The organism is Streptomyces mesophilus (assembly GCF_011044995.1).
GTDB lineage: Bacteria > Actinomycetota > Actinomycetes > Streptomycetales > Streptomycetaceae > Streptomyces > Streptomyces mesophilus.
Window position 1 is genome coordinate 1 of record NZ_JAAKZW010000030.1, and the last position, 23,374, is coordinate 23,374.

21 protein-coding genes and 1 pseudogene are annotated in these 23,374 nt (G+C 70.4%); 9 read left to right on the forward strand and 13 right to left on the reverse strand.

What is annotated here, in order from left to right:
* Positions 1–527: pseudogene (locus G6045_RS11110) on the forward strand (hypothetical protein); the annotation flags it as partial.
* A 21-nt stretch (positions 528–548) separates the two neighbouring features.
* Here G6045_RS11110 and G6045_RS11115 read toward each other — a convergent pair.
* On the reverse strand, positions 549–1,088 hold the full coding sequence (locus G6045_RS11115) for a type III secretion system chaperone family protein (protein ID WP_165331714.1): 540 nt from the start codon (positions 1,086–1,088) through the stop codon (positions 549–551).
* Between the two features lie 181 nt (positions 1,089–1,269).
* On the opposite strand from G6045_RS11115, the gene G6045_RS11120 reads away from it, so the two are divergent.
* Positions 1,270–1,713, forward strand: a complete 444-nt coding sequence (locus G6045_RS11120; RefSeq protein WP_165331715.1) for a hypothetical protein — start codon at positions 1,270–1,272, stop codon at positions 1,711–1,713.
* 57 nt (positions 1,714–1,770) lie between these two features.
* Here the strand turns inward: G6045_RS11120 and clpB are convergent, their stop codons facing one another.
* A complete protein-coding gene (clpB, locus tag G6045_RS11125) occupies positions 1,771–4,356 on the reverse strand; it encodes an ATP-dependent chaperone ClpB (RefSeq protein ID WP_165331716.1) in 2,586 nt (861 codons plus the stop codon).
* A 196-nt stretch (positions 4,357–4,552) separates the two neighbouring features.
* Between clpB and G6045_RS11130 the strand changes: the two genes are divergently transcribed.
* Complete coding sequence (locus tag G6045_RS11130) at positions 4,553–4,957, forward strand: pyridoxamine 5'-phosphate oxidase family protein (protein ID WP_165331717.1); 405 nt, start codon at positions 4,553–4,555, stop codon at positions 4,955–4,957.
* 95 nt (positions 4,958–5,052) lie between these two features.
* Positions 5,053–5,550, forward strand: coding sequence for an O-methyltransferase (locus tag G6045_RS11135; RefSeq protein ID WP_165331751.1), 498 nt, complete (start codon positions 5,053–5,055; stop codon positions 5,548–5,550).
* 134 nt (positions 5,551–5,684) lie between these two features.
* On the opposite strand, the gene G6045_RS11140 is transcribed toward G6045_RS11135, so the two are convergent.
* Both G6045_RS11140 and G6045_RS11145 read right to left on the reverse strand, forming a co-directional pair.
* Complete coding sequence (locus G6045_RS11140; protein ID WP_165331752.1) at positions 5,685–6,008, reverse strand: (2Fe-2S)-binding protein; 324 nt, start codon at positions 6,006–6,008, stop codon at positions 5,685–5,687.
* Positions 6,005–6,214 carry a hypothetical protein gene (locus G6045_RS11145; protein WP_165331718.1) on the reverse strand — a complete coding sequence of 70 codons (210 nt, stop codon included), beginning with the start codon at positions 6,212–6,214 and terminating at the stop codon, positions 6,005–6,007. Before G6045_RS11145 ends, G6045_RS11140 begins: the two co-directional genes overlap by 4 nt.
* Positions 6,215–6,344: 130 nt before the next feature.
* Here G6045_RS11145 and G6045_RS11150 point away from each other — a divergent pair, with 130 nt between their 5' ends.
* Positions 6,345–7,346: a helix-turn-helix transcriptional regulator gene (locus tag G6045_RS11150; protein WP_235967796.1), complete on the forward strand. Its 1,002-nt coding sequence runs from the start codon at positions 6,345–6,347 to the stop codon at positions 7,344–7,346.
* On the opposite strand, the gene G6045_RS11155 is transcribed toward G6045_RS11150, so the two are convergent.
* Entirely contained in the window at positions 7,343–8,323 is a 981-nt protein-coding gene (locus tag G6045_RS11155; RefSeq protein WP_165331719.1) for a helix-turn-helix transcriptional regulator, read from the reverse strand. The two genes, G6045_RS11150 and G6045_RS11155, sit on opposite strands and share 4 nt — an antisense overlap.
* 263 nt (positions 8,324–8,586) lie before the next feature.
* Between G6045_RS11155 and G6045_RS11160 the strand changes: the two genes are divergently transcribed.
* Entirely contained in the window at positions 8,587–9,501 is a 915-nt protein-coding gene (locus tag G6045_RS11160; protein ID WP_165331720.1) for a class I SAM-dependent methyltransferase, read from the forward strand.
* Here the strand turns inward: G6045_RS11160 and G6045_RS11165 are convergent.
* From G6045_RS11165 to G6045_RS11200, 8 genes are all read right to left on the reverse strand, one after another.
* A complete protein-coding gene (locus G6045_RS11165) occupies positions 9,480–12,500 on the reverse strand; it encodes an AfsR/SARP family transcriptional regulator (protein WP_165331721.1) in 3,021 nt (1,006 codons plus the stop codon). The two genes, G6045_RS11160 and G6045_RS11165, sit on opposite strands and share 22 nt — an antisense overlap.
* A gap of 187 nt (positions 12,501–12,687) precedes the next feature.
* Positions 12,688–13,134, reverse strand: coding sequence for a heat shock protein transcriptional repressor HspR (locus G6045_RS11170; RefSeq protein WP_165331722.1), 447 nt, complete (start codon positions 13,132–13,134; stop codon positions 12,688–12,690).
* 1 nt (position 13,135) lies between these two features.
* Positions 13,136–14,323 carry a molecular chaperone DnaJ gene (gene dnaJ / locus G6045_RS11175; RefSeq protein ID WP_165331723.1) on the reverse strand — a complete coding sequence of 396 codons (1,188 nt, stop codon included), beginning with the start codon at positions 14,321–14,323 and terminating at the stop codon, positions 13,136–13,138.
* 42 nt (positions 14,324–14,365) lie between these two features.
* On the reverse strand, positions 14,366–15,040 hold the full coding sequence (gene grpE, locus G6045_RS11180; protein WP_165331724.1) for a nucleotide exchange factor GrpE: 675 nt from the start codon (positions 15,038–15,040) through the stop codon (positions 14,366–14,368).
* Positions 15,037–16,902, reverse strand: a complete 1,866-nt coding sequence (gene dnaK / locus G6045_RS11185; protein WP_165331725.1) for a molecular chaperone DnaK — start codon at positions 16,900–16,902, stop codon at positions 15,037–15,039. Before dnaK ends, grpE begins: the two co-directional genes overlap by 4 nt.
* Positions 16,903–17,005: 103 nt before the next feature.
* Positions 17,006–17,569 (reverse strand): arsenate reductase/protein-tyrosine-phosphatase family protein, encoded by a 564-nt coding sequence (locus G6045_RS11190; protein ID WP_206343609.1) that lies wholly within the window; start codon positions 17,567–17,569, stop codon positions 17,006–17,008.
* A gap of 61 nt (positions 17,570–17,630) precedes the next feature.
* Entirely contained in the window at positions 17,631–19,133 is a 1,503-nt protein-coding gene (locus G6045_RS11195) for a polysaccharide biosynthesis tyrosine autokinase (RefSeq protein WP_165331727.1), read from the reverse strand.
* 74 nt (positions 19,134–19,207) lie between these two features.
* Complete coding sequence (locus G6045_RS11200; RefSeq protein ID WP_328707730.1) at positions 19,208–20,140, reverse strand: GDP-L-fucose synthase family protein; 933 nt, start codon at positions 20,138–20,140, stop codon at positions 19,208–19,210.
* 123 nt (positions 20,141–20,263) lie between these two features.
* Here G6045_RS11200 and G6045_RS11205 point away from each other — a divergent pair, with 123 nt between their 5' ends.
* From G6045_RS11205 to gmd, 3 genes are read left to right on the forward strand one after another with little or no spacing between them, the layout of a single operon-like run.
* On the forward strand, positions 20,264–21,067 hold the full coding sequence (locus G6045_RS11205; protein WP_165331755.1) for a glycosyltransferase family 2 protein: 804 nt from the start codon (positions 20,264–20,266) through the stop codon (positions 21,065–21,067).
* A complete protein-coding gene (locus G6045_RS11210; RefSeq protein WP_165331728.1) occupies positions 21,064–22,368 on the forward strand; it encodes a hypothetical protein in 1,305 nt (434 codons plus the stop codon). Before G6045_RS11205 ends, G6045_RS11210 begins: the two co-directional genes overlap by 4 nt.
* Positions 22,341–23,369 (forward strand): GDP-mannose 4,6-dehydratase, encoded by a 1,029-nt coding sequence (gene gmd, locus G6045_RS11215; RefSeq protein WP_165331729.1) that lies wholly within the window; start codon positions 22,341–22,343, stop codon positions 23,367–23,369. The genes G6045_RS11210 and gmd overlap by 28 nt, the downstream gene beginning before the upstream one ends.
* Positions 23,370–23,374 lie beyond the last annotated feature (5 nt).

The window sequence follows — 23,374 nt, forward strand, 5'->3', positions numbered from 1 at the left end:
GGCGAGGACGGGGGCGGGGACATCCGCGCGTCTGGCTCGGCGCCCTGCTCGCGCCCACCGGCTGGTGCGCGTACGTGCTCTGGGTCGGGTGGCGCGAGGGCGACCTGCTCGGCGGGTACTTCGGGGTGCAGGACGGCTGGGGTTCGCGCTTCGACCTCGGGCTCGCGTCCCTGCGCTTCACGCGGCACATGCTGGTCGACGGGGAACGCTTCGTGTTCCCGATGGCGCTGGTGATCGCGGCCGCCGCCGTACTGCTCTTCGCGCTGCTCGTCGCGGACCGGGCGCCGCTCGCTCTGATCGTCTACAGCGGCGTGCTGCTCCTGATCGTGCTCGGCGGCTCGGGCTTCTTCGAGTCCAAGGCCCGTTTCCTGCTGCCCGCGTTCCCGCTCCTGATCCCGCTCGCGCGCGCCCTGGCCCGTACGGCGAAAGCCCGGCCCTGGCACGCGACCGTGGTGGTCGCGGCCCTGGCCGGGCTCTCCCTCGGCTATGGGGCGTATCTCGTGGCCGTGGCCCGGATGCCGCTCTAGCCGACTGCTCGCCGCGGGCAGCTACTCGTCTTCGGGCTTCTCCGCCGAGTCGACTTCCTCGACCAGGCCGAGGTGCTCGACCAGCCAGCGGTCGAACTCGATCGCGGCGCGCACCCAGCTGACCGTGGACGACACGAAGTGCTCGAGGAGCACACCGGTGCCGATCAGGGTCTGGGCCTCACCGATGAGGCGGAGGGTGGCGGTGCCGTCCTCGTCCTCGTGGGTGTGGCTGTAGACCTTGGGCCACAGGGTGCGGCGGTTCCAGTCGTCGATCGCGTCGAGGATCTGGGTCTTGGACTCGATGGGGTGCGGACGGTCGTAGAACGTACGCACGGAGAAGACGGCCTGGTCGCCTTCGCCGCGGAACATGAAGTACGTACGGAACTCCTCCCACGGCGCGACGAGGTCACCCTCTTCGTCCACGCCGTGCTTGAGCTCCATCTGGTCCAGAAGCTGCTTGACGAGGTCCTGGTCCGGGACGACGGCGCCCGCCGGTCCTTGGCCCTGCTGCGGCTCGGGCTGGCCCCCGAAGTTCGGAATCGAGGACGGGTCGATGCTCACCGTGTATTTCCCTTCGTACGGATTGGCCCATCCTCTCCCATGCCGGGCGGGGCTTGTAAAGGCCCGCCCCGGGCGGGTCCGGGGGTTCCGCTGCGGGCTGACATGATCTGGCCGTATGGGGGTGGCGATGCGTCGTGCCGGGTGGGTGATCTGGGGGGCGTGCGGGGTTTTCGCTCTGTGCGTGGCGGGTTTTTTCGTGTGGTTTCTCGCGGAGGCCGCGCGGGAGGTGGACAAGGCGCAGGAAGATCCGTTCCGTACCACGTCGAAGATCAGCTGCGGCAAGGCGCTGACCTGGGCGCATGGCCGACTGCCGGACAAAGCGCGCGATCAGGACTGCGAGTACGCGGACTGGATGGACGACCTCGCGTCGGGCACCTTCCGGATGGAACGCGCGGAGGTCGACGCGTGGATACGGGATTCCTGGCCCGCCGCGGAGCCCGGACCGTCCTGCACCGATGCCGACCGCTGCGTGCACGTCGAGTTCGTCACAGCGGACGGTGTGCCCGCCGAGGGGTACGCCTCGCCCACGCCGGACGACGTGGTGCAGCCGGTGGCGCTCACGATCGAGGTGGTCCACGAGGACGGCAAGACCTCGCTCGTACGGTTCAGGGCCTGGACGTCGTGACGGTGGTGGCCGCCCCGGGCGCGCTGCCCGGACCGGCCACCACTGTCCGTAAGGCGCTTACTGCGCCGGCCCCACAAGCAGCCCGTCACCCGCGAGGTCCACCCGCACCGTGTCCCCGTCCTTGACCTCGCCCGCGAGGATCTCCTTCGCGAGGCGGTCGCCGATCGCGGTCTGGATGAGGCGGCGCAGCGGACGCGCGCCGTACGCCGGGTCGTTGCCCTCTTCGGCCAGCCACGCGAGCGCGGCGGGCGTGACGTCGAGCGTGAGCTGCCGCTCGGCCAGGCGCTTGGCCAGGCGGCCGATCTGCAGTTCGGCGATATGCGCGAGCTCGTCCTTGGTCAGGGCCGAGAAGACGACGAGATCGTCGAGCCGGTTCAGGAACTCCGGCTTGAAGGAGGACCGTACGACCTCGAGGACCTGCTGCTTCTTCTCTTCCTCGCTCGTCGTCGGCTCGACCAGGTACTGGCTGCCGAGGTTCGAGGTGAGCACCAGGATCGTGTTGCGGAAGTCGACCGTGCGGCCCTGCCCGTCGGTCAGGCGCCCGTCGTCGAGCACCTGGAGCAGGACGTCGAAGACCTCCGGATGCGCCTTCTCGACTTCGTCGAGCAGCACGACGGAGTACGGACGCCGGCGTACCGCTTCCGTCAGCTGTCCGCCCTCCTCGTATCCGACGTAGCCGGGAGGCGCACCCACGAGCCGGGCGACGCTGTGCTTCTCCCCGTACTCCGACATGTCGATACGGACCATCGCCCGCTCGTCGTCGAAGAGGAAGTCCGCCAGCGCCTTCGCCAGCTCGGTCTTGCCGACACCGGTCGGGCCGAGGAACAGGAACGATCCGGTGGGGCGGTCGGGGTCGGCGATTCCGGCGCGGGTGCGGCGTACGGCGTCGGAGACCGCCTGGACGGCCTCGCTCTGGCCGATCAGCCGCTTGCCCAGCTCCTGTTCCATGCGCAGGAGCTTCTGCGTCTCGCCTTCGAGGAGGCGCCCGGCCGGGATGCCGGTCCAGGAGCCGACCACGTCCGCGATGTCGTCGGGGCCGACCTCCTCCTTGACCATGGTGTCCTTGGTGACCTCCTGCTCGGCCTCGGAGGCCTCGGCCAACTCCCGCTCCAGGGCGGGGATCTCGCCGTACAGGAGCTTGCTCGCGGTGTCGAAGTCGCCGTCGCGCTGGGCGCGTTCGGCCTGGCCGCGCAGGGCGTCCAGCTTCTCCTTGAGCTCACCGACGCGGTTGAGGGAGGTCTTCTCCTTCTCCCAGCGCGCGGTCAGGCCCCGCAGCTCCTCCTCCTTGTCGGCGAGGTCGCGGCGCAGCTTTTCGAGGCGCTGCCGGGAGGCGGGGTCCGTCTCCTTGTCGAGCGCCAGCTCCTCCATCCTGAACCGGTCGACAGCGCGCTGGAGTTCGTCGATCTCGACGGGCGAGGAGTCGATCTCCATACGGAGCCGGGACGCGGCCTCGTCGACGAGGTCGATGGCCTTGTCGGGCAGGAAGCGCGAGGTGATGTAGCGGTCGGAGAGGGCGGCCGCGGCCACCAGCGAGGCGTCCGCGATGACGACCTTGTGATGGGCCTCGTAACGCCCCTTGAGTCCGCGCAGGATCGCGATGGTGTCCTCGACGGACGGCTCGGCGACCAGGACCTGCTGGAAACGGCGCTCCAGGGCGGGGTCCTTCTCGATGCGCTCGCGGTACTCGTCGAGGGTCGTGGCACCGACCATGCGCAGCTCGCCGCGGGCGAGCATCGGCTTGAGCATGTTGCCCGCGTCCATCGCGGAGTCGCCGCCGGCGCCCGCGCCCACGACGGTGTGCAACTCGTCGATGAACGTGATGACCTGGCCGTCGCTCTCCTTGATCTCGGAGAGGACGGTCTTCAGCCGCTCCTCGAACTCACCGCGGTACTTGGCGCCCGCCACCATCGCACTCAGGTCGAGCGAGACGAGCCGCTTGTCGCGCAGGCTCTCGGGGACGTCGCCCTTCACGATGCGCTGGGCGAGGCCCTCGACGACGGCGGTCTTGCCGACGCCGGGCTCGCCGATGAGCACGGGGTTGTTCTTGGTACGGCGGCTCAGGACCTGCACCACGCGGCGGATCTCCTGGTCCCGGCCGATGACCGGGTCGAGCTTGCCCTCGCGCGCGGCGGCGGTGAAGTCGGTCCCGAACTTCTCCAGTGCCTTGTACGAGCCTTCGGGATCAGCTGTGGTCACGCGGCGCGCACCCCTCGTCTTCTGAAAAGCGTCGAGCAGGCGCTTGGCAGTGGCGCCCTCCTTGGACAGTACGGCCCCGGTCTGACCGCCCTTGTCGGCGATCCCGATCAGCAGGTGCTCGGTCGACAGGTACTCGTCGTCCAGCTCCTTGGCCTGCTTCGCGGCCTCCGCGACCACGGCGAGCATGTCGCGGTCGGGCTGCGGCGGCGAGACCGTCGAACCGGTCACGCTGGGCAGGGCGCTCAGCACGCGCTCGGCCCCGTTCCGTACGGCGACCTGGTCGGCGTCGACGGCCGCGAGCAGGTCGGTGATGTTCTCGTTGTCCTGACCCTCGAGGAGTGCGAGCAGCAAGTGCGCAGGGGTCAGATCGGGGTGCCCGGCGGACACGGCGCGGCTGGTGGCCGCATTGATCGCGTCCCGGCTCCTGTTGGTCAGCTCGGCATCCACGTGTGGGGTTCCTCCTGGTGCGTCTGGTCTCTGTCTCCGGGGTCGGACTCTGACTCATCCAACGTACACAAAGTTGAGTCTATTCCGCTCAAGGTGAGGGCGGAAGGCCGGGTGGGGCCCGGGTGAGGCCCGCTGGGGCCCGTGACGGGGCACCCGGAGGCCGGTGGGTCATGCCCATGCCTTAAGTTCCCGATTCATGGCCATCGATCCGCGGAACCCCGACGCCGCCTATCTCAGCTTCTGGCGCGAGCGGCACATGTGCACCCTGACGACGCTCCGCCCCGACGGCACCCCGCACGTGGTGCCGGTCGGCGTGACGTACGACCCGGACGCCGGGGTGGCCCGTGTGATCACCAACAAGTCCAGCGCCAAGGTCGGCAACATCCTCGCGGCGGGCCCGGCCGGGGCGCGGGTGGCGCTGTGCCAGGTGGACGGCGGCCGCTGGGCCACGCTGGAGGGCATCGCGTACATCCGCACCGACGCGGAGCGGATAGCGGACGCGGTCCAGCGCTACGCGGAGCGCTACACCCGGACCCCGGCACCGAACCCGGACCGGGTCCTCATCGAGGTGTCCCTGTCACGGGCGATGGGGCGGGCCTGACGGTGGGGGCTCGCCCGGGGCCGCCGACGACGCGGCGCCCCGTCCCGGAGCGGGTGGCGGCGGCCGAGCGTTTCGCGGCGGCGTCCGGCTTCGCGATGAGCTGCACACGCGAGGTCGGCCGCCTGCTCGCCTCGGCCGCCGCGGCGAAGCCGCAGGGGGTCGTCGCCGAGAGCGGCACGGGCGCGGGCGTGGGGACGGCGTGGCTGCACAGCGGTCTTGGCGCGCAGGCGCGGCTGGTCACGGTGGAGCACGACATGGCCCTGGCCGTCCACGCGTCCGACGCCTTCGCGGACGACCCGAACGTGACGGTCCTCGCCGGTGACTGGCGCCTGCTCGGCCCGCACGCGCCGTTCGACGTCTTCTTCTGCGACGGCGGCGGCAAACGGGACGACCCCGACCTCGTCGTCGACCTGCTGGCCCCGGGCGGCATCCTGATCCTCGACGACTTCACGCCCTCCACGGACTGGCCGCCGCACTTCGAGGGCGAGACGGACGAGCTGCGCCTCTTCTACCTGACCCACCCGGCACTCACCACAACCGAGATCCTGACCACTGCGTACGCGTCGACGGTCATGGCCGTACGGCGGGACTGAAGCCGGCCGCGGACGCGAGGCGGCAACACCGCTGCACGCGAGGCAAAAACACAGCGGCGCCACCGTGTTCAGGTCCACGGTGACGCCGCTGCGGGGGGAAGCGCCTGAGCGATGTTTGACGACGGGGGATCGCGTCAGGCACTGCGGGGGGTGGCGGAAATTGGTTCGGGTTCGACCAGTTGGTGGTCGCGCTGATCGAGATTGACGAAGATCATTCCGTAGCGCACCGCACACCGCACGGGCTGCGGCGCGCCACGGGGCCGGCGCAAGCACCGGTAGGCCCGGACGTCGTCGTCCTCGTCGTCGCGCACGACCACCACGGGTTCGCCGAACAGGGTGACCATCAGCGAGTCGCCAGGGCGGGGGATGGCCGTGACGAGATCGATGAAGTGCCAGCCCGAGCGGTAGGCGGTGGCCATTTCGCGTCGGAAGGTTCTGTCGTCGGGCGGGGTTGTCACGCGCGCCCGCTCGGGGAGGCGGAGCCCCACGTCGGCTCACCCGCGAGCACACTGCCTGCAGGCGCGCTGCCCCACGTCGGTTCGCCGACGGCGGCGTTGCCCGCGGGAGCGCTGCCCCACGTCGGCTCACCATTGGCGACAAGCACACCGAGGGCGGCTGCCGCCGCGATGGCCAGAGCGCTGAGTGCACGAACCATCCTGGTCATGGCCGTTTCTCCACCTCGTTTGATCAAACTCCTTGACTCCTGCGTTTAAGACGATGGCTCAGACAGAACCCTTCCACCAGCAGATACAGGCATCATGTTCCTGTAATTCAGGACCCTGAGGGGGGTGGAAATGACGCTAAAGCGGGACGATTCAGGAAGGCATGGGAGCGAAGAAGAGCCGTGCACCGGTGCCGATCTGTGCACCAATGGCAAAGACCTGTACGCCCAGGCACTGCGTGCGGGGCGCATCAGGCGATCTGCTGTGCAACATGTGCCATGCCTGCTTCGTCTGGCGCTGTTGCGCCCCGATTCCGAGGACACTGAATGGCTCTGGCCGGTTCCCCCGTCGGTCGCACTGAACCAGCTGATTCACCCGCTGGAACGGGAGATCCACAAGCGTAGAGAGCAAGCCAGCTCCCTCGCCGACGCGTTCGAGCCATTTATGACGATCACCACGCCGGCACCGACGGCAGATCACTCGATCACGGTGCTCGACGGGTTCACGGCCATCAACGCCGCGCTCGACCGTGCGATGGACGAGTGCACCGAGGAACTGCTCGCCATACAGCCCGGAAGCGGACGTACTCCCGAGGTTCTGGAGGAAGGGCTGCGCCGGGTCGCGCCGCTGATCGAGCGCAAGGTACGCATGCGAACGCTGTACCAGCACACCGCCCGACATCATTCGGCCACCATCGGATACGTCGAGCGCGTGGGGCCGCACGGACTCGAGGTGCGCACGCTCGAGGAGATCGTCGACCGGTTGATCCTGGTGGACCGCAAGGTGGCCTTCGTACCCGCCCGGAGCGACCGCCGGGTGGCCCTCGAGCTGCGCCATGAAGGGCTGGTCAGCTATCTGGTCGGAGTGTTCGAGCAGTTCTGGCTGCTCGGCACCGACTGGGCGGAGGAAGTCCACTACCAGGCCGAACACCACGGCATCACGGGCGTGCAGCGCTCGATAGCCAAGCTTCTCGTGGAGGGCCACGTGGACGAGGCCATAGCCCGCCGGCTCGGCATGAACGTCCGCACCTGCCGGTCCCACATCGCCAAGCTCGCCGCCTCCCTCGGCAGCGGCAGCCGGGCTCAACTCGGCTATCTGATCGCGAAGTCGGGAATCCTGGAACAGGACGCTTAGACCGGCGGCACGTGCAGGCCGGTCTGGGCGATGCGGACGCCGAGTTGGGTGCGGGTCGTACAGCCCAGCGTCTCGGAGAGCCGGCCGATGTGGTGCCTGCACGTGCGGACGTTGATGCCGAGCCGCTCGGCGATGACCGCATCGGTGTTCCCCTCGGCGAGGAGGGCCGCGATGGCGTGTTCGCGATGACTGACGCCCTCGACGACACTGGTGGAAGGCACGTGCTCGGTGAGCGGAACGGCCCGGTGCCAGAACCTGTCGAACACTCCGACCAGATAGTCGATCAGGGCAGGATGCCTCACCTCCAGGGCAACCGAGCGGTCCGGACTGGCCGGAATGAACGCCACGGCTCGATCGAAGATCAGCAGACGTTCACCCACCTCGTCGAGAGTGCGGACCTCCACCGACCCTTCGAGTTGCTCCAGGTAGGTCTGCAATCCCTGCCCGTGCCGGGCGACATGGGTGTACAGGCTGCGGGTGCGCACCCCTCGCTCCTGCAGGTCCAGCGCGCGCGGCAGCGCCCCGCTCAGCTCCCGCTCCGAACGGATGCCGGACGGCTGCATGGCGCGCAGCTCCGCGGCACAGGCGGCTGTCGCCTCGTCGATGGCGAGGTTGATGCGCGGCATGCCTTCGAGCACTCTGAGTGCCGCACTCTCAGAAGCGTTCACGGCCCTGGGTACGGCAAATCGCTCAGCCACTCCGGCCAGTGCACCCGACCGTCGTCGTATCTCCCCCAGCTCCGACTCGAATTCCCGCAGCAAACGAGCGACTACCACACCGGGACTCGTGGGCAGCAGCCACTCCATGTCCGACGGATCCGGGTGCAAGAGGCCCAACTCGACCAGGCAGCGCGCATCCGTCACCTTGGACCGCGAGATCCGCCCTGCTTGCAGCGCCGCCTGATAGGCCTTCTCTCCGGCGTCGCACAATTCCTCTACGTCATGTACGTCATGCCGATGCGTATCGCCTTCGGCCACCGCCCTACCCCCAAGTCCAGTGCTCCGCGCCCATTATCCCGGGGGTCGACGTAGAACTGACGCCGCCCGACCCATCCCCCCGCCTCCCTCACAAAGAGCAGACAAGCCCAACGGGGGCCTCTCCGTCCACGAGAACCGGAACATCACGGGTGCCTCCTACAAAAGGACCGCCCCCTTCCGTCGCTCAACTGCCATGCGTGGTTTGCCCGTACGGGATATCGCATTGGTTGTGGGACAGAGGGCGCAGCCCTACGTTTCCGAGCATGCGAGCGCTCATCACCAGCAAAGCCGGCAGGCGGGCCCTGCGGCCCATCGTTCAGCTCATCGACCAGCGCGTGGAGCGCCAGGTGCGGCGGGTCATCGAGGAGTCCGGGCGGGGTGAGGTGACGCAGCAGGAGCTGAAGCAGTTGCGGAACCGGCAGCGGCCGCTCGAGCTGTTCTTCGACGGCACCGGACGCGGGGCTTCCCGGCTGCCCTCCGCGCCGCATCTCAACCGGACCATCGGCGAGTTGGCCGAGGTGACCGGGGCCGAACGCGAGGCCGCCGAGCGGACCGTGGCGCAGGCGTTCCGGCTGCTGATCGCGCTCGAGGCGCTCGGTGTCGGGCGGATCGCGGGCGGCACGATGAATATCGTGGGGAAGCTTTCGGCCGTGCCGCTGCTCGATCCGCCCAACGACGAGTTTCTGGAGATCGGGACGCTGTACGGCATGTTCAGCGCCGGGCTCAGCAGGATGATGCAACGCACCGGCCGCACCCCGGAGTTGACGATCGTCGATCCGCTGGCGGGGACGCAGCTGCAGCCCGGCGCCACCATGGGCGGCGACGCTTCCGGTGCGCCCGTGAACGGGGACGCCGTACGCGCCAACCTGCAGCTCGTCGGCGCCACCGCCCGTATACAGCAGGGGTTCTCCGAGGACCCCGAGGTGCGCGCCAAGGTCTCCGACCGCGCGTACGGCCTGATCATCGTGGACGGCGACCACTCCGCCGAGGGGGTCGCCGCCGACCTGGAGTGGGCCGAGCGGATCATCGCGCCCGGCGGCATCGTCGTACTCGACGACTTCGGGCACCCCAAGTGGGCCGGGATCAAGGAAGCGTTCGAGAAGCACATGGCCGGGGAGACCCGGTTCACGTTCCTCGGCCAGGTGGCGCACTCGGGCTATCTCCGCGCGCGCTCCTGAACGTCGCCGGCCACCCACCCCACCGCCCCGAGCACCGCCAGGGCCCGCCGCTCGGTCGGGAGCAGTTCGAGTTCCCGGGCGATGGCGAGCGCGAGCTCGGCGTGGTCCGTGGCGAGGGGCGCGTCGCCGAGGTCCCGGTGGACGTGGGCGAGGCCGATGTGGGCCTCGGCCTGCTGGTGGCGGAAGTCGCAGCGGCGGGTGATGTGCAGGGCTTCGCGCAGGTCCGATGTCGCCGTGTCGAGGCGGCCGTTGAGCCGGTGCAGGTCGGCGAGGGTGATCAGGCAGTCGGCCTCGTTGGCCGCGTCGGCTGTCTCCCGGGCCCGCTGCAGGGCCAGTTCGGCGTGGGTGCCGGCGAGATCGGTCCGCCCGCAGTCGCGGTGGATCCGGGCGAGGACCTCGTGGGCACCGGCCACACTCGGCCGCTGCTGATGGTCCTCGCACAGCCGGAGCGCCTCGGTGCCGTCGGCCAGCGCCTCCTCGTACCGGCCGAGCGCGTGCAGGGCGAGGGCACGGTTGATCCGCGGGCTGATCGTCAGGGACTCGTGCCCGCCCTCGAGACACGCCTCGATCGCCTCGGTCGTCAGCTCCACCGCCCTGTCGAACTCACCGAGATACGCATGGATGAGGCCCGCCGTGTTGAGCCCGCGCCCCAGCGAAATGGCCCCGCCGTGCGAGCGGGCGATGGCAATGGACTGCTCCTGCCACCCGAGTGCATGGCGCATCTGGCCGCGCTGTCCGTAGTGGAGCGCGAGGTTGGTCAGGATGGTGCCCACGCCGATGGTGAATCCCGCGCTCCGGTATCCGTCCAGCGCGAGATGGACGGATACCAGGGCGTCCTGGACGCGCCCGGCGTGCTGGCGCATCAGGAAGAAGCCGTGGTGCATGGCCGCCTGGGCCAGTACCTCGCCCTGGCCCTGAGCCGCACGAAGGCCCGCCGTCATCGCCGCCTCCCACTCGGCCAGGTGCCTGCGCCGGTAGAAGTACGGCCGCAGCTGGTCGGCCAGCTGCCAGGCGGTCGGATACGGGCCTGACTCGGCGGCGCGGGTGATGACCGCGACGAGGTGGGCGCGTTCGCCCTCCAGCCACGCGAGCGCCTGGTGCCGGTCGGCGAAGCGCGCGGATTCCCTACGGGGCCGGGGCAGTTGGACGGACCCGACGTAGCCGAAGGCGGTGGCCGCGTCCGCGGTCGCGAGGTACCAGGCGCACAGGCGCTCCCAGGCGGTCTCGCGGTCCGGGTCGGCCTCGGCCAGCTCCTGCGCGTACAGGCGCAGCAGATCGTGGAACTGGAACCGGTCCGTGGCGGTGCGCTGCACCAGACCGGCGGTGGCGAGTTCGTCGAGGAGGTGCTCGGCCTCGGACTCCGGGACGCCGGCCAGGGCCCCGGCCGCCTCCGCGGTGAAGTCCGGCCCCGGGTGCAGCCCGAGGAGGGCGAACAGTCGCGCCGTGCCCTTGGCCAGGGCGGCGTGCGAGTGCTCGAAGGCGGTACGGACGGCGGCCTGGCGGTCACCGGCGATGGAGAGCCTCGTCAGGCGACGGCTCCCCTCGGTCAGCTCCTGCGCGTACGCGGCCAGTGAAGTACCCGGCCTGGCGGCCAGGTTGGCGGCGGCGATCCGCAGCGCCAGCGGAAGGCGGGCGCACAGCTCCGCGAGCCGCGCGGCGGCCTGCGGCTCCGCCGCCACCCGCTGCTCGCCGAGCACACCCGCCAACAGGTCGTGCGCCTCGGCCTGTTCGAGCACCGCCAGCGGCACCGGGTGGGCACCGTGGCTGGCGGTCAGACCCCGCAGGTCGGGCCGGCTCGTCACCAGCACGGAGACCCCGGCCGTGCCCGGCAGCAGCGGCCGTACCTGTTCGGCACCGGCCGCGTCGTCGAGGATCAGCAGGACCCTGCGGTCGGCCACCCTGCTGCGGAACGCGGCCGCGCGGTCGTCGAGGGTCTCGGGGACCGCGTCCGCGTCGAGGCCGCAGGCGCGCAGCAGTCCGGAGAGCACCTCGGCGGGATCACGCGGCCGTTCGGTGGTGCCCAGGAGCCGTACGTACCACTGGCCGTCGGGGAAGACCGGCCGCAGCCGGTGGCCGAGGTGGACGGCCAGCGCGGACTTGCCGACCCCGGGCGATCCGGACACGACGACGGGCACGGCCGCGGGCGACGCGAGGAGCTCCGCCAAGTGGTCCACGAGATCGTCGCGTCCTGCGAAATCGGGCGGGGCCGGCGGGAGTTGGCTCTGCACCACCCAAGCCGGCGGCGGGGTGACGGCGGCCCGTGCGGCCGGCGTGCCCAGCTCCGCGCCCCCGTCGAGGATGTCCTGGTGCAGGCGCCGCAGGTCCTGGCCCGGGTCGATGCCGAGTTCGCCGGCCAGGACACCGCGCACGCTCCGGTAGTGGGCGAGCGCGTCGGCCTGCCGGCCGCAGCGGTACAGGGCGAGCATGTACTGGGCGGCCAGCCGCTCGTCCAGGCGGTGCAGGGTGCTGCGCTCGGCGAGCGCGGAGAGGAGCTCGGCGTGCTGCCCCAGGCGCAGCCGCCGGTCGGTGCAGTCCAGTTCGGCGGCCCACCGCTCCTTGCGGAGCGTCTCGCGGACGGCGTTGAACCACGGGGTGTCGGCGCCGGCGAACGGCTCCGCCCGCCACAGCGCGAGCGCCTCCTGGAACAGCGCCACCGCCCGCGCCTCGTCCTCGGCTTCCCCGGCCTGCCCCAGAAGCCGCCGGAACCGGTGCACGTCGATCCGCGAAGCGTCGGCGGTCAGTACGTAGCCGCCGCCCGGACCGCGGTTGATGGTCTCCGGCAGGAGCCTGCGCAGCCGGGACACGTAGCTGTACAGGGTGTGCGTGGCGCGCGGAGGCGGCCTCTCGCCCCATACCCGGTCCACCAACTGCTCGACCGTCACAGGGCTGTTGGCGTCCACGAGCAGTGCGGCGAGCACCGTCTGCTGCCGGGCGGGCCCCAGCTCGACCGGGCCGGCATCCGTCCACGCCTGCACCGCGCCCAGCAGCCGAAACTCCACCCGAGCCCCCGTCCGTCCGGCCGTGGACACGGCCCCCGCCCGGAATTCTAGGTTCCTGCGGCTGCCCCGCACGATGGGTCGTACGGTATTCGGCCGGCCGCACGCGGCGGGCAACGCGAAGGGCCGGGAGGCATCAACCTCCCGGCCCTACAAGCGAGTTGCCCCGAACGTCAGGTGCCCCGCAGGGTCAGTCCGACGACCGCTTCGGCCGCCAGACCACCAGCGCCGAGGTCTGCTGGACCTCCTGATACGGCACGAGATCGCGGCGGTACGAGGCATGCACCGCCGCCTCACGTTGCTGCATCGTGGCGGCGGCCCCTTCCAGCGCGGCGGACAGCTCGGCCGCGCGGGCCTGGAGCGCGGCGACCTGGTTCTCCAGCTCGATGATGCGCTTGATGCCGGCCAGGTTGATGCCCTCGTCCTGCGACAGCGCCTGCACCTGGCGGAGCAGATCGATATCGCGGGCCGAGTAACGCCGGCCCCGGCCCGCGGTGCGGTCCGGGGAGACGAGGCCGAGGCGGTCGTACTGCCTCAGGGTCTGCGGGTGGAGGCCGGAGAGCTGGGCCGCGACCGAGATCACGTACACCGGTGTCTCTTCGGTCAGTTCGTACGGATTGCGTCGACGGCCGTCCATCTCAAGCTCCCTTCGCGGCCTGGAACAGTTCTGCCCGGGGATCGTGCCCCTCAGTCGCCTTCGCGTAGGCCTCGAGGGCTTCACGGGCGGTGTCGGTCAGATCGGCGGGTACGGCGACTTCCACGGTGACAAGGAGATCGCCGCGGGTGCCGTCCTTGCGGAGCGCACCCTTGCCGCGAGCGCGCATGGTGCGGCCGTTGGGGGTGCCCGGGGGCAGCTTCAGCTTGACCGGCGGGCCGCCCAGGGTCGGAACCTTGATCTCGCCGCCGAGGGTCGCCTCGGTGAAGGACACCGGGACGGTCACCGTGAGGTTGTCGTCCCTGCGCCCGAAGACCGGGTGCTTGTCCACGTGCACGACCACGTACAAGTCGCCCGCGGGACCGCCCCGTTCACCGGGTGCTCCCTTGCCGCGCAGCCGGATCCGCTGACCGTCCGATACGCCCGCGGGGATCCGCACCTGCATGGTGCGCGAGGACTTGGCGCGGCCCGAACCCTTGCAGATCTCGCAGGGGTCCTGGGCGATGAGGCCCCGGCCCTTGCAGTCCACGCACGGGTCGGTGAGCGAGAAACCGCCACCGCCGCCGCGCGAGACCTGACCGGTGCCGACGCAGGTCGGGCACACGCGGGGCGTGCCGTTCTTGTCGCCGGTGCCCGAACAGGCCTTGCAGGGCTGCTGCGAGGACATCCGCAACGGGACCGTGGCCCCGTCCACCGCCTCGGTGAAGCTGAGCGTCACCTCGGACTCGATGTCCTGGCCGCGGCGCGGCTGCGTACGCGTACCGCCCGCGCCGCCGCCGCGGTTGAAGAGTCCGCCGAAGACGTCCCCGATTCCACCGCCGCCGAACGTGCCGCTGCCGCCCTGGCCCTGGGCGCCGCCTCCGAAGAGGTCGCCCAGGTCGAAGTTGAAGGAGCCGGTGCCGCCCCCGCCGGGTCCGGCACGGAAGCCTCCGTTGCCGAACAGGGCGCGGGCCTCGTCGTACTCCTTGCGCTTCTTCGGGTCGCCGAGGATGTCATTCGCCTCGGAGATCTCCTTGAAGCGCTCCTCCGCCTTGGCGTTGCCCTTGTTGGCGTCCGGGTGGAACTCGCGGGCGAGCTTGCGGTACGCCTTCTTGATCTCGGCCTCGGTGGCGTCCTTGGGGACGCCGAGGACCTTGTAGTAGTCCTTCTCGATGAAGTCCTTGGTGCTCATCCCCGGCGTCCCTCCTCACGTATACCGATGGATCCGTCCGCGTCAGCCCTCGTCCGGGCCACCGCTCTCCTTGCTGTCGTCCGCGGAAGCGGCGGACGCCTCTTCGGAGTCGGCTTCCTTGACGGTCTGCGCACCCGGCTGCGGCTCGGCCACGGCCACCCGCGCGGGGCGGATGGTGCGCTCACCGATGCGATACCCGGGCTGAAGGATCGCGACGCAGGTCGTCTCGGTGACGTCCGGCGCGTAACTGTGCATGAGCGCCTCGTGGATCATCGGGTCGAAGGGCTCGCCCTCCTTGCCGAACTGCTGCAGACCCATCTTCGCGGCGACCGTCTCCAGGGATTCGGCCACCGACTTGAACCCGCCCACCAGCTCGCCGTGTTCACGGGCGCGGCCGATGTCGTCGAGGGTCGGGAGCATCTCGGTCAGGAGCTTCGCGACGGCGAGCTCCTTGACCTGGACACGGTCCCGCTCCACACGGCGGCGGTAGTTCTGGTACTCGGCCTGCAGCCGCTGGAGGTCCGCGGTGCGCTCACCGAGCGCGGTACGGACCTGGTCGAGCTGAGCGGTGAGAGCCACTGTCGCGTCCCCGGCCGGGGCCGCCCCCTCCTCCTTGGGAGTGGGGGCGGCCTTCGACTCGGCGGCCTCGGGTGCGGTGCCTTCGGAGACGTCAGTGGGCTCGTTCTGCTCGTCGAACCCGGGGGTCTCCTCCGTCACGCGGCACCGTCCTTCTTGTCGAAGTCCGGCTTCTCGTCGTCGACGATCTCGGCGTCCACGACGTCGTCGTCAGCCTTGGCCTCACCGGGCTGGTCCTGCGGAGCCTCGCCACCCGCCGCCTGCGCGGCCTGGGCGTCGGCGTACATCGCCTGGCCCAGCTTCTGCGCGACGACCTGGACCTTCTCGGTCGCGGTGCGGATCTCGGCGGAGTCATCGCCCTTGAGCTTCTCCTTCAGCTCGGTGAGCGCCTCCTCGACCTCGGTCTTCACCTCGCCCGGGACCTTCTCCTCGTTGTCCTTGAGGAACTTCTCGGTCTGGTAGACGAGCTGCTCGCCCTGGTTACGGGACTCGGCAGCCTCCTTGCGGCGCTGGTCCTCGTCCGCGTACTGCTCGGCCTCCTGGCGCATGCGGTCGACCTCGTCCTTCGGCAGCGAGGAGCCGCCGGTGACGGTCATCTTCTGCTCCTTGCCCGTGCCGAGGTCCTTCGCGGTCACGTGCATGATGCCGTTGGCGTCGATGTCGAAGGAGACCTCGATCTGCGGGACGCCACGCGGCGCCGGCGGCAGACCGGTCAGCTCGAACATCCCGAGCTTCTTGTTGTACGCCGCGATCTCGCGCTCGCCCTGGTAGACCTGGATCTGCACCGACGGCTGGTTGTCCTCGGCCGTCGTGAAGATCTCGGACCGCTTGGTCGGGATCGTGGTGTTGCGCTCGATGAGCTTGGTCATGATGCCGCCCTTGGTCTCGATACCAAGCGACAGCGGGGTCACGTCGAGGAGCAGGACGTCCTTGACCTCACCCTTGAGCACACCGGCCTGCAGGGCGGCGCCGATGGCGACGACCTCGTCCGGGTTCACACCCTTGTTGGCGTCCTTGCCACCGGTCAGCTCCTTGACGAGCTCGGCGACGGCGGGCATACGGGTGGAGCCGCCGACCAGGACCACGTGGTCGATCTCGGACAGCTGGATGCCGGCGTCCTTGATGACGTTGTTGAACGGGTTCTTGCAGCGCTCGAGCAGGTCGGACGTGAGCTGCTGGAACTGGGCGCGCGTGAGCTTCTCGTCCAGGTGCAGCGGGCCCTCGGCGGAGGCCGTGATGTACGGCAGGTTGATCGTGGTCTCGGTCGAGGACGAGAGCTCGATCTTCGCCTTCTCGGCGGCCTCGCGCAGGCGCTGGAGCGCCATCTTGTCCTTGCCGAGGTCCACACCGTGACCGTTGTTGAACTGCTTCACCAGGTAGTCGACGACGCGCTGGTCCCAGTCGTCACCACCGAGGTGGTTGTCACCGTTGGTGGCCTTCACCTCGACGACGCCGTCGCCGATCTCGAGCAGCGAGACGTCGAAGGTGCCGCCACCGAGGTCGAAGACGAGAATGGTCTGGTCGTCCTTGTCGAGACCGTAGGCCAGGGCGGCGGCCGTCGGCTCGTTGACAATACGCAGGACGTTGAGACCCGCGATCTCGCCGGCCTCCTTCGTCGCCTGGCGCTCGGAGTCGTTGAAGTACGCGGGCACGGTGATGACCGCGTCCGTGACCTTCTCGCCCAGGTAGGCCTCCGCGTCCCGCTTCAGCTTCTGCAGCACGAAGGCGCTGATCTGCTGGGGGTTGAAGGGCTTGCCGTCGAGCTCGATCTTCCAGTCCGTGCCCATGTGACGCTTCACCGAACGGATGGTCCGGTCCACGTTGGTCACCGCCTGGCGCTTGGCGACCTCGCCGACGAGCACCTCGCCGTTCTTGGCGAAGGCGACGACGGACGGCGTGGTCCTGGCGCCCTCGGCGTTGGTGATGACGGTGGGCTCGCCGCCTTCAAGAACGCTGACGACAGAGTTAGTCGTGCCCAGGTCGATGCCGACCGCACGTGCCATTTCGAATCCTCCATACGACTTGAGTGGAACTGGCTCAAGGATGACACGGCACTTGGGCTAACGCAACAGACCTGAGTGGAGCCCGCTCAACTTTATTGTGCGCTTATGTCACCTCGCGGCCCAGAACACCGCCTCTCACGCCCAGGACGCCACTCAGCTCCCGTACGGCCTCGTCGATCCCGGTCGCGCAGTCCCGCAGGACGTCATAGCCCTGGCCCCACGGATCGGGGATCGCGTCGGCCCGCTGCGAGGCCGGGGCGACCCGGCCGCGCAGTGCCGCGACCCGGGCGACGGTCTCCTCAGGGGTCGCCCCCGCACCGTCCAGATCCGCGGCAAGCCGCAGGAACTCCTTGAGCGTGAAGCACCGGCGCATGGCCTGCGGTTCGAGCCGTACGGCGGCTTCGCGGTGCTCGCGTTCCATGCCGAGCACCAGGTCCGACCCGGCGGCCAGAGCGGCGGTCAGCGGCCGCGAGGCGAAGGCCCCGACCTCGCCGCCGAGCCCGGCGAGCACGGACCGGGTGGCGGCGTCCATGCCCTCCAGATGCCGCGCCTGCGTCCCCGCGCTGGACGCCTCGGCGTCCGGGGCCCACTTCGCGAACAGCCGCTCCGCGAGCACGGACCGATGGACGTTCCCCGTACAGACGAACAGCACTCTCAACCGTGCCACAGCGGCCCGCCGGTCACGTCTCGCCCACGAGCGCCGGTCACGTCTCGCCCACGAGCGCCGGTCACTTCTCACCCGCGAGATACGACAGGGCCACACCGCTGCGCTCACGGATGGTCCGCGGCGTGGGCATCCGGTGGCGACCGGCGGCCGGGGGCTCAGCGTCGCCGTAACTCCCGTAACTCCCATAGCCCTTGGACTTGGCGGTCGGGGTCATCGAGAAGACCGTCCCGAGCGTGCGCACTCCCACCGTGCGCAGCGCGTCGGCGGCGCTCTTGATCTGGTCGCGGGTGGTCTTCGCGGCGCGTACGACGAGCAGGGTGCCGTCGGCGAGCGGCGCGAGACCGACCGTGTCGGCGACCGGGAGCAGCGGGGCGGTGTCGACGATCACGGCCTCGTAGCGGTCGGCGAGTTCCTCGAGGACATCGCTCATACGGGTCGAGGCGAGCAGCTCGGTCGGGTTGGGCGGTACGGCGCCGCCCGTCAGGACCGAGAGCCCGCCCGGGCCCTGCTGCATCACGTCGTCGATACCGGCCCGCCCGATGAGGACCGTGGTCAGGCCCGCGTCCTGGACGAGGCCGAAGGTCTTCGCGACGCAGGGACGCCGCAGATCGGCGTCGACCAGGCAGGTGCGCACCCCGGCCTCGGTGAGCGCGAGCGCCAGGTTGGCCGCCGTGTTGGTCTTGCCCTCGCCCGGCAGCGAGCTCGTCACGACGAGCACCTTGGGCGGGTCGTCCACCTGCGTGAACTGCAGGTTGGTGCGCAACCTGCGGAAGGCCTCGGCGCGGGCGGAGTGCCCGGAGTCCGAGTTGGCCAGGGGGTGCTGAGGGGCGTCACGGTCGAACGGGATCGTGCCGAGCACGGCGTGGCCGGTCAGTTCGGCGAGGTCCGTGTGGTGCTTGAGCGTGGTGTCGAGCGTCTCGAGCAGCACGACGAGCGCCCCGGCGCCGAGCAGTCCGGCGAGCAGTCCGGCGGCCAGGTTGAGCAGGGCGTGCGGCGAGACGGGTGCGGCGGGCACGGAGGCGTGCTCGGTCACCCCGAGGTGCACGGGCGCCTGCGGGGCGGCGGCCACCGGCGTGTAGCCGCCGTCGCCCACCCGGGCCGGACCGGCGGCCGCGGCACCGCGCGGGCTCTCCAGCTGCTCGACGACCTTCGCGAAGCGGCCCGCGACCGCGTCGGCGATCTGCGCCGCGCGCTCCGGCTCCGTGTCGGAGACCGTGATGTTGATGAGCACGGTGTTGAGCGGGGCCTCCGCCTTGATCCGCTCGGCCAGCTGACGCGGCTCCACGTCGAGCCGCAGCTTGCGCACCACGGACTCGGTGACCTGGTCGGTCGCCACGATCGCGGCGTACGACTGGACCCGGGCCTGCGAGAAGGTCTGCCCCTGGTTGAGCTGGGCGGTGTCCTCGCCGCCGTGCCGGGTCGCGACGAACAGCTGCGTACGCGCTTCGTAGACCGGGGTCGAGACGGCGGTGGCGGTCCAGCCGGCCGCGATGCCGAGGACCACGACCGTGACGGCGACGGGCCACCGTCTGGCGACGATCTTCAAGAATCCGCGGAGGTCCACGGGGGTGCTCCTTGCAGGTGGGGGACGAGGCGCAGGGCGGTGCGGGTGGGCAGGAGACGGCGGGGCGATCGGTGTCAGAGGCGGGTGCGCAGCCAGTCGTAGGTACGGCGCACCCCGTCGCGCAGGGCGATCTCGGGCTTCCAGCCGAGCGCGTTGATCACGGAGGTGTCGAGCAGCTTGCGGGGCGTGCCGTCGGGCCGCGCGGTGTCCCACGCGACGGCGCCGCGGTAGCCGACGGCCTCGGCGATCAGCTCGGCGAGTTCGCGCAGCTCGATGTCCTCGCCGCAGCCGACGTTCACGGGCGCGTCGCCGTCGTAGTTCTCCAGGAGGAAAAGGCAGGCCCGCGCCAGATCGTCCACGTGCAGGAACTCGCGGCGCGGGGTGCCGCTGCCCCAGTGCGTGAGCGTCGCGTCCCCGCGCGTATGCGCCTCATGGGTGCGCTGCAGCATCGCCGGCAGGACATGGCTCGTGGTGACGTCGAGGTTGTCGTTCGGCCCGTAGAGGTTCGTCGGCATCGCCGAGATGTACGGAAGGCCGTACTGCCGGCGCATCGCCTGGACGTGCAGCAGGCCGGCGATCTTGGCGATGGCGTACGCGTCGTTGGTGGGCTCCAGGGCGCCCGTGAGCAGGGCCGATTCGGGGATCGGCTGCGGGGCGAGCTTGGGGTAGATGCAGCTGGAGCCGAGGAAGAGCAGCCACTCGACGCCGAACTCGCGGGCGGCGTCCAGGACATTGACCTGGATGCGCAGGTTGTCGCTGAGGAAGTCCACCGGCCGGGCGGAGTTGGCGGCGATCCCGCCGACGCGGGCCGCGGCGAGCACGACGACCCGGGGGCGCCGGTCGGCGTAGAGCCTGCGCACGGCGTCCCGCTCGCGCAGGTCGACCCGGTCGGATCCGTACAGCATCAGGTCCTCGAACCCCTCGGATCTGAAGTGCCTGACGAGCGCGGACCCGACGAGTCCACGGTGGCCGGCGAGGTGCACTCGGGCGCTGCGAGGGAGTTGCACGCTTTGCGTCCTATCGGATCGTCCCGGTATGTCCCAACCATGAGATTAGTCATGTATGCGGCATTCTCCCGGTAGCGCCCTACCCGAGGAGCTCTAGTGGTGCAACCGCTGGTGGCCGTTCTGATGACCAGTCACAACCGCTGTACGACAACCCTGTCGGCCCTCACCGCCCTTAAGCGGCAGTGCGGCCTGCCGCCCGGCACGGACGTGCAGGTCTTCCTGGTCGACGCGGGCAGCACGGACGGCACCGGCGAGGCGGTACGGCGCGCGCACCCGGACGTGCACGTCATGGACACCGACGACAGCGTCTTCTGGGGCCACGGGATGCGGATCGCCAGCCGCAACAGCCGGGCCGCGGGCGGACCGGCCTTCACCCACCAGCTGTGGCTCAACGACGACGTCGTGCTCGACGACGACGCGCTCGCCGTCCTCCTGGCGGCCGCCGAGAAGGAGCCGGAGGCCATCGTGGTGGGCGCCGTGCGCGACGGCGCCGCGACGACCTACTCCGGGCGGCGGGGCCGGGGGCTCGACCTGGTCGAGCCGACCGGACGGCTCGAACCCTGCGACACGTACAACGGCAATGTCGTCCTGATCCCGCGCACGGCACGCGACCGCGTCGGCGATGTCGACAAACGCTTCCCGCACGGGATGGGCGACTACGACCACGGCTTTCGCGCGCGCAAGGCCGGCATCCCGGCGCTGGTCGCGCCCCGCCACGTGGGCCGCTGCCCCCGCAACCCGCCCCGCACCGGCTCCCGCGAGCCGGGCATCGGCGTGCGCGAGGCCCTGCGGCGCGTGACCTCGGTCCGCGAACTGCCGCCGCGGGCCTGGTGGGTGTACTGCCTGCGCCATGCGGGGCGGCGGGCGCCGGTCCTGATGGTGTCGCCGTATGTGATGACGGCGGTGCGGGCGGGGACGGGGCGGTGAACCTCACGACCGCCTGTGCGGGAATCCTCCTGGTCGGGCTCCTCACCTGGAGCGTGCACCGGTGGCCGCTGTGGGGGCTCGCCCTGTTCACCGTGCAGCGCATGCTCTGGGAGGGGCTGACCAACGACATCGCCCCGCTCGTCGAGTCCGGTATCGGGCTGATGCCGTCGGACGTGGTGTGCGTCGCGCTGGTGGCCAGTGCGACCGTCCGCCTCGTCGGCGCGGCCCACCCCGGCGGCCCGGCCCGGATCGCCCTGGTCGCCCTGGCGGCCCTCGTGATGCTGTCCCTGCTGCGGGGTTTCCTGACGTTCGGCGTCGCCCAGCCGGGCAACGAAGCCCGGGCCGCCTTCCTGCAGGTGTGCTGTGTCGCGCTGTTCGCCGCCACCTTGCCGGACCCCAAGGCGGCACTGCGGGCCGTGGCCCGCTGCTGGGTCGTGGTCGCGATGGTGCTGTGTGTGCTCGCGACCGTGTGGTGGGGCGACATCGGCATCGGCTCCAGCTCGACGGTCGTGTACGTCGGCGGGGAACGGCGCGACGCCCGGCCGCTGGGCTCTCCGGAGGCGCTCTTCATCGCCCAGGCCGCGCTGATGCTCCTGTGCGGCGTGGTGTGGCCACGGCTGCGCTGGCTGGCCTGGCCCCTGCTCGCGACGGTGGTGCTGCTGCAGCACCGTTCGGCCTGGGTGGCCGCGGCGGTGATGCTGGTCGGCTTCGCGCTGTCGCGCAAGGCACGTGCCCGGTTCGGCCTGCGACCGCTGATGTGGCTCGGATCCGCCGCGCTCGTCGCCCTGCTCACCCTCGCGGCCACCGCGGGCGGCACCCTCTGGAGCGAACTGGCCGCCTCGGGAACCGACGACAAGACGCTCGTCTGGCGGTTCAACGGCTGGGCCGAACTGCTGCCGCATCTGGGCACCCTCGTCGACTGGCTCATCGGCCTCCCGTTCGGGTCCGGCTACCTCCGTGAAGTCAACGGGATGTTCATCAACCTCTCGCCGCACAACCACTACGTCGCGACCCTCCTGCGGCTCGGCCTGCTCGGCGTCCTCCTGCTGCTCGCGATCCACGCGGCGGTGTGGAAGGCGGTGGCTGTGCACCCGCACGGCGGGCTCTTCCGCGTCGTGCTCGCCGGTCAGCTCGTCTTCCTGATCACCAACACCTCGTACCCCGAACAAGCCCTGCTGCTGGGGGTCCTGATCGCGTGCGCGCGCCCCGCCGCGCCGGTCACCCCCCTGCCCGCACTCCTGCCCTCCCCGTCGCACGCACCGCTGGAGCAGTCATGCCGCACCCCCGCCGTACCGCGCTGATCACCGGAATCACCGGCCAGGACGGCTCGTATCTGGCCGAACTGCTCCTGGAGAAGGGCTACGAGGTGCACGGCCTCATCCGCCGCTCCTCGACCTTCTCGACCACCCGGATCGAGCACCTCTACCAGGACCCGCACGAGAGCGACGCCCGGCTCCGGCTGCACTACGGCGATCTCGCCGACGGCTCCCGTATCACCACGCTCCTGGAGCAGATCCAGCCCGCCGAGGTCTACCACCTGGCCGCCCAGTCGCATGTGCGGGTCTCCTTCGACGAGCCCGAATTCACGGGGACGACCACGGGGTTGGGCACCACCCGGCTCCTCGAGGCGATCCGGATGACCGGGCTTCCGTGCCGCTTCTACCAGGCGTCCAGCTCCGAGATGTACGGCATCACGGCGCCCCCGCAGTCGGAGTCGACGCCCTTCCACCCGCGCTCCCCGTACGCGGCGGCCAAGGTGTACGCGTACTGGATCACCCGCAACTACCGCGAGGCGTACGGGATCCACGCCGTCAACGGCATCCTGTTCAACCACGAGTCACCGCGCCGCGGCGAGACCTTCGTGACCCGCAAGATCGCCCGGGCCGCCGCCCGTATCGCGCGCGGTGAGCAGGAGCTGCTGCACCTGGGCAACCTGGAGGCCCGCCGCGACTGGGGCTACGCGCCCGAGTACGTGGACGCCATGTGGCGGATGCTGCAGACGGACACCCCCGACGACTACGTGGTCGCCACCGGCACCAGCTACAGCGTCCGCGACTTCCTGACGTTCTGCTTCGAGCACGCGGGCCTCGACTGGGAGCGCCATGTCCGCTTCGACGAGCGGTACTTGCGGCCCGCCGAGGTGCCGGACCTGATCGGGGACGCCTCGAAGGCCGAGCGCGAGCTGGGCTGGAAGCCGGCCGTCCTGACCCCGGAGCTCGCCCGGATCATGACGGACGCGGAGCTCGCCGAGGTGCCGGGAGCTCGCACTCCTGCCACGCCCGTACGTCAGACCCAGTCCTGAACCGG

Excerpts from the sequence above, each read along its gene's own strand:
- G6045_RS11205 (WP_165331755.1), top strand. The coding sequence starts at position 20,264 with ATGACCAGTCACAACCGCTGTACGACAACCCTGTCGGCCCTCACCGCC.
- G6045_RS11135 (WP_165331751.1), top strand. The coding sequence starts at position 5,053 with ATGAGCTGCACACGCGAGGTCGGCCGCCTGCTCGCCTCGGCCGCCGCG.
- dnaJ (WP_165331723.1), bottom strand. The coding sequence starts at position 14,323 with ATGAGCACCAAGGACTTCATCGAGAAGGACTACTACAAGGTCCTCGGC.
- G6045_RS11150 (WP_235967796.1), top strand. The coding sequence starts at position 6,345 with ATGACGCTAAAGCGGGACGATTCAGGAAGGCATGGGAGCGAAGAAGAG.
- G6045_RS11170 (WP_165331722.1), bottom strand. The coding sequence starts at position 13,134 with ATGGACGGCCGTCGACGCAATCCGTACGAACTGACCGAAGAGACACCG.
- G6045_RS11145 (WP_165331718.1), bottom strand. The coding sequence starts at position 6,214 with ATGACCAGGATGGTTCGTGCACTCAGCGCTCTGGCCATCGCGGCGGCA.
- G6045_RS11160 (WP_165331720.1), top strand. The coding sequence starts at position 8,587 with ATGCGAGCGCTCATCACCAGCAAAGCCGGCAGGCGGGCCCTGCGGCCC.
- gmd (WP_165331729.1), top strand. The coding sequence starts at position 22,341 with ATGCCGCACCCCCGCCGTACCGCGCTGATCACCGGAATCACCGGCCAG.
- dnaK (WP_165331725.1), bottom strand. The coding sequence starts at position 16,902 with ATGGCACGTGCGGTCGGCATCGACCTGGGCACGACTAACTCTGTCGTC.
- G6045_RS11130 (WP_165331717.1), top strand. The coding sequence starts at position 4,553 with ATGGCCATCGATCCGCGGAACCCCGACGCCGCCTATCTCAGCTTCTGG.